Annotated in this window: 11 protein-coding genes; 4 read left to right on the top strand and 7 right to left on the bottom strand. The window is 54.0% G+C overall.

Going from position 1 to position 12,345, the window contains the following annotated elements; all coding sequences use genetic code 11:
- Window positions 1-32: 32 nt before the first annotated feature.
- Both MIM_RS19905 and MIM_RS23280 read left to right on the top strand, forming a co-directional pair.
- The gene (locus MIM_RS19905) at window positions 33-1,997 is read left to right on the top strand and encodes a capsular polysaccharide biosynthesis protein (protein WP_245592781.1); all 1,965 of its coding nucleotides are present in this window, start codon (window positions 33-35) and stop codon (window positions 1,995-1,997) included.
- Window positions 1,998-2,067: 70 nt separating this feature from the next.
- Window positions 2,068-2,292, top strand: a complete 225-nt coding sequence (locus tag MIM_RS23280; protein ID WP_158318759.1) for a hypothetical protein — start codon at window positions 2,068-2,070, stop codon at window positions 2,290-2,292.
- A 194-nt stretch (window positions 2,293-2,486) separates the two neighbouring features.
- Here MIM_RS23280 and MIM_RS19895 read toward each other — a convergent pair whose 3' ends face one another.
- The 4 genes from MIM_RS19895 to MIM_RS19880 all read right to left on the bottom strand — a co-directional run bounded on the left by MIM_RS19895 (window position 2,487) and on the right by MIM_RS19880 (window position 6,043).
- The gene (locus tag MIM_RS19895; RefSeq protein WP_025374520.1) at window positions 2,487-3,422 is read right to left on the bottom strand and encodes a hydroxyacid dehydrogenase; all 936 of its coding nucleotides are present in this window, start codon (window positions 3,420-3,422) and stop codon (window positions 2,487-2,489) included.
- Between the two features lie 41 nt (window positions 3,423-3,463).
- Entirely contained in the window at window positions 3,464-4,462 is a 999-nt protein-coding gene (locus tag MIM_RS19890) for a Bug family tripartite tricarboxylate transporter substrate binding protein (RefSeq protein WP_025374519.1), read from the bottom strand.
- A gap of 63 nt (window positions 4,463-4,525) precedes the next feature.
- On the bottom strand, window positions 4,526-5,701 hold the full coding sequence (locus MIM_RS19885) for a UxaA family hydrolase (protein ID WP_025374518.1): 1,176 nt from the start codon (window positions 5,699-5,701) through the stop codon (window positions 4,526-4,528).
- A gap of 60 nt (window positions 5,702-5,761) precedes the next feature.
- Complete coding sequence (locus MIM_RS19880) at window positions 5,762-6,043, bottom strand: UxaA family hydrolase (RefSeq protein ID WP_025374517.1); 282 nt, start codon at window positions 6,041-6,043, stop codon at window positions 5,762-5,764.
- Window positions 6,044-6,238: 195 nt separating this feature from the next.
- Between MIM_RS19880 and MIM_RS19875 the strand changes: the two genes are divergently transcribed.
- The gene (locus tag MIM_RS19875; protein ID WP_025374516.1) at window positions 6,239-6,970 is read left to right on the top strand and encodes a GntR family transcriptional regulator; all 732 of its coding nucleotides are present in this window, start codon (window positions 6,239-6,241) and stop codon (window positions 6,968-6,970) included.
- Window positions 6,971-7,931: 961 nt separating this feature from the next.
- A complete protein-coding gene (locus MIM_RS19870; protein WP_025374515.1) occupies window positions 7,932-8,927 on the top strand; it encodes a Bug family tripartite tricarboxylate transporter substrate binding protein in 996 nt (331 codons plus the stop codon).
- Between the two features lie 147 nt (window positions 8,928-9,074).
- Here MIM_RS19870 and MIM_RS19865 read toward each other — a convergent pair whose 3' ends face one another.
- The 3 genes from MIM_RS19865 to MIM_RS19855 form a co-directional block, all read right to left on the bottom strand.
- Complete coding sequence (locus MIM_RS19865) at window positions 9,075-10,040, bottom strand: Bug family tripartite tricarboxylate transporter substrate binding protein (protein ID WP_025374514.1); 966 nt, start codon at window positions 10,038-10,040, stop codon at window positions 9,075-9,077.
- 72 nt (window positions 10,041-10,112) lie between these two features.
- Entirely contained in the window at window positions 10,113-11,135 is a 1,023-nt protein-coding gene (locus MIM_RS19860) for a cyclase family protein (RefSeq protein ID WP_025374513.1), read from the bottom strand.
- 12 nt (window positions 11,136-11,147) lie between these two features.
- Window positions 11,148-12,344, bottom strand: coding sequence for a CaiB/BaiF CoA transferase family protein (locus MIM_RS19855; protein WP_025374512.1), 1,197 nt, complete (start codon window positions 12,342-12,344; stop codon window positions 11,148-11,150).
- Window position 12,345: the final 1 nt, after the last annotated feature.

Genomic DNA, 12,345 nt, shown 5'->3' with positions numbered 1-12,345 from the left:
ATCGGAAGGTTACATCGTATGTTGTTAGCCCTATGGATATTGGTCTTTGGCGCAACCGTTCATTGCCGGCATTTCTGGATGCGCCCCTAAAAATAAGTGCCCTCGGCACGCCGGGCGACGCCATTCGTTTGGGCTGGGGCCGCAAAAAAAGCGGCTTGCGGGCGGTTCGATTAGCCGCTTCGGCTGGCGAGCGATTTTGTTTGCTGGAAGATGGGTTTTTACGATCCGTTGGCCTGGGGGTAGATGAGCCGCCCTTATCCGTGCTGTTTGATCATCAAGGCATTTATTATGACGCCAGCAGTCCATCCTGGCTTGAGTATCTGATTGCGCAACAACTGGATGCTGACGAAACGATCCGCGCACAAGCGCTTATTTCGCTATGGCGCGAGCAACGCGTTTCCAAATATAACCATTTGCCCGAATTTGCCGGTTCGTTGCCTGCCCGATATGTGCTGCTGGCCGACCAGACATTTGGTGACGCATCCCTGCGTTACGGCCAGGCATCGCCAGCGGATTTTGTCGTTATGCTGGAATGTGCGTTGCGGCAGCATGCTGACTGCACGGTCTTGATCAAGATTCACCCGGACGTATTTGCCGGCCACAAAAAAGGCCACTTTGATCTGGCTGCGCTGCAGGATAATCCGCGAGTCCGGATTATTGCAGATAATGTGCACCCGGTACGCCTTATTGAACAGGCCCAGGCCGTGTATACGGTTACGTCTCAGATCGGTTTTGAAGCGCTGCTGTGGGGCAAGCCTGTGTTCACATTTGGCATGCCATTTTACGCGGGATATGGATTGACCACCGATGCACAGCCTGCCCCGCCGCGTCGACAGCCGGTGTCGCTGGAGCAATTGGTGCACGCGGCGCTGGTCGGCTATGCGCGCTACCTGGATCCGGAAACCGGTTCACTCTGTGAGCCAGAGCGGCTGATGGAGTGGATGGGGCTGCAACGCCGTATGCGCAACCGCTTTGTCTCGCCTGTTTATGCGCCAAACTTTTCTCGCTGGAAAAAACCCATCGTGCAACGGTTTTTCCAGGGCTCAGAGGTTCGATTTCTGGAGAAAGCCGGAGATTTTCCGGGCGAGGGTACCCTCGCGGTATGGGGGCGACCTGCGGATCTGTCGCAATTTGCCGATAAACGTGTGTTTCTGGAAGACGGTTTTCTGCGTTCGGTGGGCCTGGGTGCGGATCTGGTGCAGCCTTTGTCCTGGGTCATCGACCGTACCGGTATTTATTACGATTCCAGCCGTGCCTCGGATTTGGAAACGATTTTGCAAACGGCTGTGTTTGACGATGCATTGCGCCAGCGTGCCGCGGTGCTACGCGAGCGTATCGTAGCCGCGAACCTCACCAAATACAACGTCGGTTCGGGGCGCTGGCAGCGTCCTGCCGGGGCGGCGCGCGTGATCCTGGTGCCGGGACAAGTGGAAACGGACGCGTCCATCAAGTACGGTTCACCGGTGGTTCCGCGTAATATGGAGTTGCTCCGGGCGGTACGCAAGGCCAATCCGGATGCCTATGTCGTTTATAAGCCGCACCCCGATGTGGTGGCTGGCTTGCGCGATGCGGGAAAAAATGAGCAGCAGGCATTGGACTGGTGTAATGAAGTGGTGGTGGATTATCCGATAGGCGAACTGTTTGCCGTGGTGGATGAGGTGCATGTATTGACGTCGCTGGCCGGCTTTGAGGCGCTGTTGCGTGGCCGCAAGGTGGTTACGCTGGGGCAGCCTTTTTATGCCGGCTGGGGGCTGACGCAAGACATGAACCCAGTTGCACGGCGTGATCGGACGTTGTCTCTGGATGAATTGGTTGCCGGTGTGCTGATTCTGTATCCGTCTTATGTAAGCCGGCGTTCCGGCCGTTATACGACACCGGAAAGTGCCCTGGATGAGCTACTGGATTGGAAAGCAGCAGGTGTAAGTGCCATGCCCCCTTGGCGTAAGGCAGTACGCCCTGTGCTGGGATGGATCGCAAGACTTCGCGGCAAGCGCTGACGGGGGAAGGCACTCAGGCGAGCCAGGGACCTAAGTCGGTTTTCAGACAGCAGGGCTCCATCACAGCGTAATGGCAGAAGCCAGCGCGCTAGAGAACTCGCACAGCCGAGTGTTCTTCTATTTCCTGCTCGAAGGTTTTGCCGCAGAGTTTGCAGCGATCCTCATAACTGGGATCGCAGGATACTTCGATGATTTCGTCGGCATCTTCGAACGCGCCCATCTCGGAAGCTGCACAGGCGTTGCACACAAGGACATTCGTGTGCACCGCATTGAGGTCCTCGGGTTCCTGCCCTGAATAGATAGAAAACATTTTCATATCGCCTCCGTTATAACTTATTGTATTTTTAGTATTTCTGTCATTATAGCGGCAGGAATGACAATTGGGTTATTAGTGTTTTTGCTGTTATTTGTGGTTGCCAGGTCTGCTATACTGCCGGGCGTGGATAATACAGCAGACTGTAAATACAACCGTTCCCATCATTCGGCCCATCACTCCCCCAGCAAATACCCCATCACCTTCTCCGCAATCACCCCCGACACCCTTTCATTCGCCTCCTGCGTCAGCCCGGCAATATGCGGCGTCAATATCAGATTCGGCATATCCGGCAGCGTATTGCCGGTCTTCACCGGCTCATCCTCAAACACATCCAGCGCTGCACCGCGCAGTTTGCCTGCCTGCAGCGCAGCCACCAGCGCCAGTTCATCCACAATACCGCCTCGTGAGGTATTAATCAATATGCTTTCTTTTTTCATCAGTGCGATGCGCCTGGCATCGATTAAATGGCGGGTTTCCTTCGTGAGCGGGGTGTGCATGCTCACAACATCGGCGTGTTGCAGCAGTTCTTCCAATGACATTTGCATTGCACCGGTTTCGGCCCAGACGGTGCTGTCCGATTTGATCATAGGGTCGTAAGCTGCGATGTTCATGCCCAGGGCGCTGGCCAGCCTTGCAGTGAGTCTGCCTATGCCGCCAAAACCCACCAGGCCTAGCGTACGTCCGGCTACTTCCAGTCCATTGCCAAGCTGGGCGCGCGGCCATTGCCCTGCTGTCACCTGGTCGCTCGCCAGATAAGCGCCACGCAGCAACACAAATGTGCTTGCAATCACATATTCGGCCACAGCCTGGGCATTGGCGCCCACTGCTGGGTATACGGTAATGTCTTTGCTTGCGCACAGGTCCATGTCTATATTGTCCAGGCCAACGCCCAGTCTGCCCACAACCTTCAAATGGGGTGCGTGTGCCAGTAATTGGGCGTTGACCTGGGTGCGGTTGCGTACGATCAGGGCATTGGCTGCGCTCACTGCTTCATATAGGGCTTCCTGTTGATCGACAAGGTCCGGCCGGTAGTCCACCTGCGCGATCTGGCGCAGGCGGTCTACTGCCGGTTCGTCCATAAACTCAGAGATGACAATGGTGTTGGTCATGTTAAATGTCAGGTTCCAGGTGTGATTCAGACAGGTGTGATTTAGTTGACTTTGATGTCGGCGTCTTTGATGGTTTTGGCCAGTTTTTCAATCTGGTCATGCAGATAGGTTTTGAACTGGTCTGGCCCCATTGGGTCGGGGATGAACCCCAGCTTGATCAGTTGTTCGCCCATGGCTTTTTCACCAACCACGGCCGTCACCTTGTCGCTGATTTCCTTTACCAGGGCGGGGTCGGTGCCTTTGGGCGCCATCAGGCCGGTGAAGTTGTCTACCATCAGCCTGGGTAAGCCGGCTTCTGCGGTGGTGGGCACGTCGGGTACGGCAGCGGCGCGTTTTTCAGATGTGATGGCCAGTGCCCGCAATTTGCCTTGCTGAACATAGGACAGGGATTCAGGATAATTGGAGAAAACCACATCTATCTGCCCCCCGATCAGGTCCACCATGGAAGGTGCGCCGCCTTTATAGGGAACGTGCGTCATTTTGGTTTTGGTCAGTTCCTGAAACAACGCCGCCGCAATATGCGGAGGCGTACCGGTACCGCTGCTGCCCACGTTCAAGGTTTTCTTTTTGGCGGTGTCAATCAGGTCCTGCAGGGTTTTGATAGGGCTGTTTTGTGGTACGACAACCATGATGGCCGACGAGGCGATCTTGGCTACGGGTACAAAGTCTTTTTCTATGTCATAGCCGGCTTTTTGTCCGAACAGGGTTTTATTGACTGCATGGGTCATGGTTATGGCCAGCCAGGTATTGCCATCCGGTTTAGCGCGGGCCGCTTCGGCAGGCCCAAGGTTACCGTTGGCACCGGCCTTGTTGTTTACGACGATATTCCACCCGGTTTTGTCGCCCACGCCTTTGGCGACCATGCGGGCGGCAACATCGGTGAGGCCGCCGGGAGCAAAGGGAACAATATAGGTGATGTATTGATCCGGTTTCCAGTCAGCCTGCGCCGCGGGAGCCACAATCGCGGTGCTTGCACAGAACAATGACAACAGTCCGAATTTGAGTATGCTGCGTTTTGTTGCGGTGTGACGATGTTTCATGGGGTGTCTCCTCCACGATTGTGATTGGCGGCCGGCCTGGTTTTTTATACCGGCCGCCAGGGATCAGGCGCTTTCGAATAGTCGGGTCAGGACAAATTCGCGGTGGCCCAGTGCTTCGGCGGATGTCCAGCGACCATTGGCTGTGGCCAGCATGCATTCAAGCAGTTTATCTCCTGCCTGGTCCAGATTGATTTCGCGTTGCAACAGACCAGAGGTGTCCACGTCAATGTGTTCGGCCATGGTTCTGACGGTACGCGGATTGGCGCAGATTTTGATGACAGGCAGAATCGGATTGCCAATCACGTTGCCCTGGCCGGTGGGGAAAAAATGCACCGCATAGCCAGAAGCCGCGCACAGCGTCACCATTTCGGCCGCGGCAGAAGACGAGTCCATAAACCAAAGGCCTTTGCCGGTGGGCATTTCGGCTTTGTCCAGCACGCCGTCTACCTTGCATTTTTTACCGATTTTCTGGATGTTGCCCAGGGCTTTTTCTTCAATTGTGGTCAGGCCGCCGGCAATATTGCCTTTGGTTGGCTGCGATTCTGACAGATCCGAGGTTTTCCAGCGATTGATCATGTCCTGATAGCGATTGAACATGAACATGAAATCTTCGCGTACTTTGTCGTTGGCGCAACGGGCCGCCACGATTTGTTCGCCGCCGGTCAGCTCCGAGGTTTCCCCAAACACAAGTGTATTGCCGGTAGCGTAGAGTTTGTCAAAGGCGTCGCCTACAGTTGGGTTAGCACCGCAACCTGATGTGGTGTCCGATTCGCCGCATTTGGTAGAGACCCACAGATCTGCAATAGGGCATTCAACACGTTCCAGCGCCGTGGCGTAATGCACGAATTCCTTGGCCTTTTTGGAGGCACGCATAATCGTGTCGTGATCGCCGTGCAGTTCGATGGAAAAGCCTGCTACCGGCTTGCCGGTTTGGGCGATGGCATCGACTACTTTTTTGGTCCAGCCTTCTTCAATGCCGATGACGACGACGGCGGCAACGTTGGGATTGCAGCCTGTTCCAATCAGCGTGCGAAAGTGCAGATCAAGATCGGCGCCAAATTGCAGGCGTCCGTATGGATGGGGAATGCCGATAGTGCCTTTGATGTTGTTGGCAACCGCTTCAACGGCTGCATTTGAAATATCGTCTACAGGCAGAATCACAACGTGGTTGCGTATGCCAACGCGCCCGTTGTCTCTTCTGTAGCCGCGGAAGGTGGTGTTTGAATCAATAATGGCCATGAGTAAAATCCTTGCTTTGAATAGCTGTCGATAGCGGTTGTGGCAGTGCGGGCGCAGTGCTTACCAGCGCTTGGTTTTGATGTTGTGCACGTGGGCATGGTCGCCTGCCTTGATGGGCGCAACCACTTTGCCGATATCGACACTGTATTTGAAGACGGTATCGCCATCTTTCATGTCTACCAGGGCGACCTTGTGGCCGATGGGAATGTCCTGGGTGGCTTTCACAGTAATGATTTTGTCTTCTTCCATATTCCAGCAGGCCAGTTCCATTCCGGCCGTAATCCCTTCGACGACGGCAACGGCAACGGTGTCCTTTGAATCATGCAATACGGCATGGATCATCGTTTTCTCCTTTGATTGGTAATTTGAGTGTGTTTCATTGCATAGAAAATTTGATTCATCATAATTGCAATATTCATCCAAGTCAACTAGATCATATATATGAATTTGTCAAAAAAGCTTCACATTTGAATTCTGCTGGCGTTGGGGATGCAAGCCGTGGCATCATGGCGGCAAGTCATTTAAAATCTGCCATCTATGAACAAGAAAGAATTCTTTTTACCGGGCACGCCTCTTTATTTTGCAGTCAAGCAATCCTTGCTGGCGGCGCTTGCAAGTGGCGAGTGGGTGCGCGGCCAGGCGATTCCACCCGAGAATCAACTGGCCGAAAAATTCGGGGTATCCATCGGGACCCTGCGCAAGGCGGTGGATGAGCTGGTGAGCGAACATATCCTGATTCGTCATCAGGGGCGGGGTACCTTTGTTGCCACGCACGAAAGCGATCAGCATTTTTTCAAGTTTTTCCGGATCCAGCGTCGGGATGGCTACAAGACGTATCCAACAACGCGTCTGCTGAAATTTCGTCGTCGGAAAGCGACGCGCGAGGCCTGCGAGCGTTTGCAGTTGCCCAAAGATGCCAGCGTATTTCATTTTTTTAATCTGCTGAGCCTGAATAATGATCTGGTGATGGTGGATGAAATCCAGGTGCCGGAAGTGCTTTTTGCCACGCTGAATGAGCAGAGCCTGGGCGAGCGCTCGAGCACGCTATACAATTTTTATCAGAATAATTTCGGCATCAATATTGTTGATACGCGCGAAAAGTTGAGCGTTTGCCAGGCCGACAGCGCCGTGGCCGGTTGGCTGGATATCGCCGAAGCCACGCCTTTGCTATTGATTGATCGCACCGCGTATACGTATCAGGATCGCCCGGTGGAGTGGCGGCAAACACGCGCCAATACTGCGAAATACGAATATATCGCCAAAGACTGACTGGATACGCAAAACTGTTGCGGGCGATGATGGGTGCGATCTCGTGCATGTGGGTTGATGCTGCGGAACGGATCTTCGGTACAAATACCTTTTTGTCTCTCATTCTGCTTGGCAGAACAGGAATAGAATGTCGCTGTCTATAAAATATCGCTGTCTTTATGCACCTAAAGATAATCGATTGGTGGCGAGAACATACGTACGTGCCTCATTTGCATCGAGTTAGGGGCGCGTTAAATTCAGTTAATAAACAGGTTTGCGGCTGCACAGCACGTTGTATTGAGTCAATTGACAGGCAAACAAACACGCCGCAGCGGTACTTTTTTCCCTGAACTCATTTCAAAACATGACCCGCGAGGCGTTAGCGCCACATTCTGAGTTTTTTATTTACAAATAATACAAAACATGTGTTACAGGAAGCAGGCAATAGGCAATGTTTTATATAGAATACGCCCCGTACGAATGATATTCACCTATCCATCGTACTTTTGCACCCTGGCTCGTCTGAGCCAGGGTATTTTTTTGGTTCAATGCGCACGCAGGTTCTGAAAGGTTTGGCACGTATCCGCAAACTTGCGCGTTGGGGCTGCCAAATGACAAGTAATAAATAGCAAAATGCTTTCAGAAAAAAATATTTGATCTTGTCTGAGTGACGCTGCTGCAGTGGCATATGTTCGCGTCCTGGAATCTTCGATTTGCGAATCAATGAACCCGAATGCCACTCATTTATTTAATGGCGATGGGCCGACGGTTGACCGGAGTTGCGCCGTCGGTGCTCTTGCACCTGTTTTGAAATCGATTTTCCAGTCAGGGCAGATGTGCAGTAAAGTGGTGCAATAACGATGCGCAATAACGACGCGCGGCCAGTCTGCCCGCATCAGTAGCAATAAGAATAGAGCTAAAAGCTATTTTATTAAGTGGCTGTTTGTCTGTATAAACTTTATTCCAATTAAGAGAGACTGCCATGACCCTATTTAGAAATGCTACTGTGCGCTGGCTGAATATTTTCCTAGCTGTTGGCGCATTGACCTTCGCGGCAGTGAGCGTTGCTGCCACTGCTGACCAGAATTTCCCCAATAAGCCGATTCGTTTGATCGTGTCCTACCCGGCGGGCGGTAGTGTTGACGTGGCCGCACGCATTTTGCAGGAGCCGCTAAGCAAAGGGTTGGGGCAAAGCGTGGTCATTGAAAACAAGGGCGGTGCGGGTGGCACCATTGGTACGGCACAGGTGGCCAAGGCCGCGCCCGATGGTTATACGCTATTGTTGACCTTGTCGTCGCACACGATCAACCCCGCCATTTATGCGCAATTGCCATTTGATACGGAGAAAGATCTGGATCCCGTATCCATGGTTGCATCCGCGCCTCAGGTGCTGGTGGCGCATCCGTCTTTCAAGCCGTCAACGATTCCGGAACTTATTGCATACGCCAAGGCAGCAGACACGCCGGTCATTTATGGTTCTGCGGGTGTCGGCTCGCCCAGTCATATTGCAGGTGAATTATTCAAGAAGCTGGGGCAGGTTCAGTTAACGCATGCGCCGTATCGCGGCGGTGGTCCTGCAACGGTAGATGTGCTGGGCGGACAGATCCCCTTGCTTTGGGTATCGTTGCCTGCGGTGACTCAGTATATTCGCAATGGCAAACTCAAGGCGCTTGCCGTCTCCACGAAAGAGCGCACGCCAGTGCTCCCGGATGTACCATCGGTGGCCGAGACTCTTGATGGTTTCAATGTGGATTCCTGGTACGCCATGTTCGCGCCTGCCGGTACCCCGCGCCCCATCATCGACAAAATTCAGAAAGTACTGGCCCAGGCCGCCGGCGATAAGGCGATACAGGATGCATTCCTTGCGCAGGGTGCGGTTGTGGTAGGCGGGACACCAGAGGCGCTTGATGCCGTGGTGAAAAAGGAAATCCCCGCCTGGAAGACGCTGGCCAAAGAGGCGAATATTAAAATTAATTGAGTGTCTGAGTGGATGATGATAGTGTGCTGCACTGCGGTGCTGAGAAGAGCATCGCCGCAGTGTATAAGAACATGAGAAAGCACGACTGCCGGGATGACCCCGGCAGTTTTTTATGAACGCGTACGGCTCGTAATGGTATGGTGAAGTTTAATCGAGCTTGATATCATTCTTTTTAGCCACGGCATCCCATTTGCTCAATTCATCTGTAATAAATGCTTTGAAAGACTCGGGCGAGCTTTCTTCCACCTGCATCCCCAGATTGTTCAATTGCTTGATAGTCGCGGGGTCTTTAAGCGCGGTGTTGATGGCCTCGGACAGTTTGCTGATAACCGGTTCAGGTGTGCCGGCAGGTGCGAAAATGCCTTTCCACTCGCTCACGTCCATTTTCACACCCTGTTCTTCCATGGTCGGCACATCAGGCAGGTCGCTGCTGCGTTTGGATGCCGTGGTGGCCAGTGCTTTCAGTTTGCCGCCGCGAATATACGACATGGCCGAGGCCGCATTGGCAAAATAGGTGTCCACAACACCACTCATGACATCCACCAGTGCTGGTGCACCGCCCTTATAGGGAACGTGTACGATATCAACACCGGTTTCCTGCTTAAGCAATTCGCCCACAATATGTACCGGGCTGCCAATGCCGTAAGAGGCGAAAGTCAGCTTACCAGGCGCGGCTTTGGCGGCATCCACATAGGCTTTAACGCTGTCATAGGGCGAGTTGGCCGGCACGACCATCAGATAGGGCGAGCTCACCACCTTGGCGATGCCCACAAAATCCTTTAGTGGATCGTAGGGTAGTTTGCGCAGCACGGGGTTGATGGAAAAGGACGATGCATCGTACAGCAGGGTGTAGCCATCGGCAGGGGCACGCGCAACCTGGGTTGCACCGATAGAACCACTGGCGCCGGCCTTGTTCTCGATCACAATCGGCTGCTTAAGCGTATCGCCCAGCGCTTTGGCAATAATGCGTGCGGCATTGTCCGCGCCACCGCCAGCCGAGTAGGGCACGATCATGCGAATGGCCTTGCTGGGATAGTCGGCAGCCCAGGCTGTGCTGCCGGCCAGCACACTGCAGCCCAGAGAGAAGGCGATAAGTGTTTTATTTAATGACATATGTAATATGTCCTCCGTGATAATTATGATTAATGTGTCAGGGTGATGGTGATGCGATGGCAGGACGTTCAGCTATACGGTTGCAACGGGGTTAACGGGTGCGCCCACCATGCCGCGCAAATAGATGGGCGGCGCAGTCAGAAAGAAGGCATGGCGTTTGTTGTCTCGCAGCCATTTGGCCAGGTAAGACAAATGCCATAACTCTCCCAAGGGCATGCCCAGTTTTACCAGGCAGTGCTCGTGCAGCGGCAACAATGGCCCCTGTTCTTTGCTTAGCGCGTAATTGCGTTTTTCTACAGCATGGTTATCGGCAGCGAGTGCCGACACCTGTGATTCCGTGATCCATTCAAGCAGTTGTGGATCGTTGCCGTCCAGCGCGCAGCAGCTGGTTTTCAGAATCTCGTGATCGTCATCGGCACGCAGGTTCAGCGCAATATCGGCAAGGCCGGTGTGAAAGCATATGATGTCCCCTTTGTGCAGCTCAATACTGTCGGCTTTCATCACCGCTTCGATGTCGGCAAAACGGATCAGCCTGGCTTCGTCACCAAAGTGATGGCGCAAATCGATGAGTACGCCGCGTCCCTGAATGCCGTGTTGCGCCATGGGGTCGATAGATAGCGCGGCCGCGCCATTGAAAGTGTCGCTGTTGCCGTTGCTGTGTTGATGCGCAACCACACGAAAGCCGTTATAGCCTACTGGCGCTGCAGTGCCTGACCCCTGTGCATCAAAACAGGAACAGACATGCCCGAGTGCATCCCATTGTGTTGAATACTGAGGTGACATAGTAACCACGTCATCGCTCACCACATCGGTGGCGCCGGGTGTATCCGTGCCCAGGGGGAAATTGAAAATCGGCACGCCGTTTTTCATGGAAGGGCGGATCACCGGACCGGCGCGGCGCGGGTTTAACACAGGCTGTCTGGGCACATCCAGCGGCAGGCTTAATGAAAAGCTGAGTCCCTGCTGTATTTCGCGGGCAGCCCGTACGCGGGCCGCGGCGTCAATCCAGTTCAGGCGGCCCAGTTGGTCATCGGCGCCGAAGTCTCCCCAGTTGGCCCCTGCCGGGCGCTGTTTCCAGTGGGCGTTTGTGCTCATATTTATTCCTTGTTAACGTACAATGCCGCGCGCTCTGAACAGGTCTATTTCCTGTTCGCTGTAACCATATTCGGCAAGCAGCTCGCTCGTGTGTTGCCCAAAGTCCGGCGCCGCCCGTGCCGTCGCACAGGGCGCCTGATTCATTTTAATCAGGCCTGTAATACTCTTGTACTTGCCGATTTTGCTGTGCGAAAATTCGCGTACCATCCCTTCGGCCTGCACTTGCGGATGATCGAACATCTCATGTACCGGTCGAACCATGGCGCAGGGCACACGGGTCCCAAAATGCGTTTCCCACTCTGCTGCGCTGCGTTGCTGCAAGGCGTCACGGATAATGGGTACGATAACGCTGGCCTGTTCCGCGCGCTTGCGCACCGTGTCGTATCGTTCGTCGCTGGCCAGAGACGCCAGTCCCAGCAACGAGCAGAGCGCTTCCCAGAAGTGGGGGGTATTGGCCGACAGGTAGATAAATCCATCTTTTGTTGGGTGGATGCCGGTAATACCGCCAGAGCGCATATCCCGTTCAATGTTTTTAGGCTCTCCTTCTGCCCAGACCAGACGTGTAGACTGCATGGTGAGTGCACTGGCCAGCAGCGAGACTTCCACATAGGAGCCTTCCCCGGTGCGCTCCCGTTTGAAGAGCGCGGCATTAACACTATTGGCGATCATCGCACTGGCGTAAAAATCAACGACAGAGCCATAGACAATTTCCGGTTCGGCCTTGCCCATGCCCTGTGAATCACAAATGCCAGACATGGCTTGCAGCACCTGGTCATAGCCGGCGTTATTGGCCATCGGGCCGGTCGAGCCATAGCCGGTCATGGCGCAGTACACCAGCCTTGGATTCAGTTGCGATAATGTCTGGAAATCAATTTTCAGGCGCGGCGGGACGGTAGGGCGAAAATTGTGGACCAGCACATCAGCCTTATGCAGCAGTGTCAGGAATATGTCATAGCCCTCGGCGCTTTTCAGATCCAGGCTGATGCCGCGCTTGCCCCGGTTAACGCCGATAAAGGCACGGCTCTCTGCTTCCAGTGTAGATGGATACTTGCGCAGATTATCACCCTCGGGCGGTTCGATTTTGATCACTTCTGCGCCCAGGTCGGCCAGCAGCGTGCAACCGTAAGGCCCGGCAATATAGGCGCTCAGATCCAGCACCTGGATACCGGCCAGGGGCAATGCAGTGTTTCCTGAAGTTGTTGATGTCATA

The sequence above is a fragment of the Advenella mimigardefordensis DPN7 genome (assembly GCF_000521505.1).
Classification (GTDB): domain Bacteria; phylum Pseudomonadota; class Gammaproteobacteria; order Burkholderiales; family Burkholderiaceae_B; genus Advenella; species Advenella mimigardefordensis.
Note: the sequence above shows the minus strand (reverse complement) of the source record. Positions and strands in the feature narration are given on the sequence as shown.

Excerpts from the sequence above, each read along its gene's own strand:
- MIM_RS19905 (WP_245592781.1), top strand. The coding sequence starts at position 33 with ATGGATATTGGTCTTTGGCGCAACCGTTCATTGCCGGCATTTCTGGAT.
- MIM_RS23280 (WP_158318759.1), top strand. The coding sequence starts at position 2,068 with ATGGCAGAAGCCAGCGCGCTAGAGAACTCGCACAGCCGAGTGTTCTTC.
- MIM_RS19895 (WP_025374520.1), bottom strand. The coding sequence starts at position 3,422 with ATGACCAACACCATTGTCATCTCTGAGTTTATGGACGAACCGGCAGTA.
- MIM_RS19890 (WP_025374519.1), bottom strand. The coding sequence starts at position 4,462 with ATGAAACATCGTCACACCGCAACAAAACGCAGCATACTCAAATTCGGA.
- MIM_RS19885 (WP_025374518.1), bottom strand. The coding sequence starts at position 5,701 with ATGGCCATTATTGATTCAAACACCACCTTCCGCGGCTACAGAAGAGAC.
- MIM_RS19880 (WP_025374517.1), bottom strand. The coding sequence starts at position 6,043 with ATGATCCATGCCGTATTGCATGATTCAAAGGACACCGTTGCCGTTGCC.
- MIM_RS19875 (WP_025374516.1), top strand. The coding sequence starts at position 6,239 with ATGAACAAGAAAGAATTCTTTTTACCGGGCACGCCTCTTTATTTTGCA.
- MIM_RS19870 (WP_025374515.1), top strand. The coding sequence starts at position 7,932 with ATGACCCTATTTAGAAATGCTACTGTGCGCTGGCTGAATATTTTCCTA.
- MIM_RS19865 (WP_025374514.1), bottom strand. The coding sequence starts at position 10,040 with ATGTCATTAAATAAAACACTTATCGCCTTCTCTCTGGGCTGCAGTGTG.
- MIM_RS19860 (WP_025374513.1), bottom strand. The coding sequence starts at position 11,135 with ATGAGCACAAACGCCCACTGGAAACAGCGCCCGGCAGGGGCCAACTGG.
- MIM_RS19855 (WP_025374512.1), bottom strand. The coding sequence starts at position 12,344 with ATGACATCAACAACTTCAGGAAACACTGCATTGCCCCTGGCCGGTATC.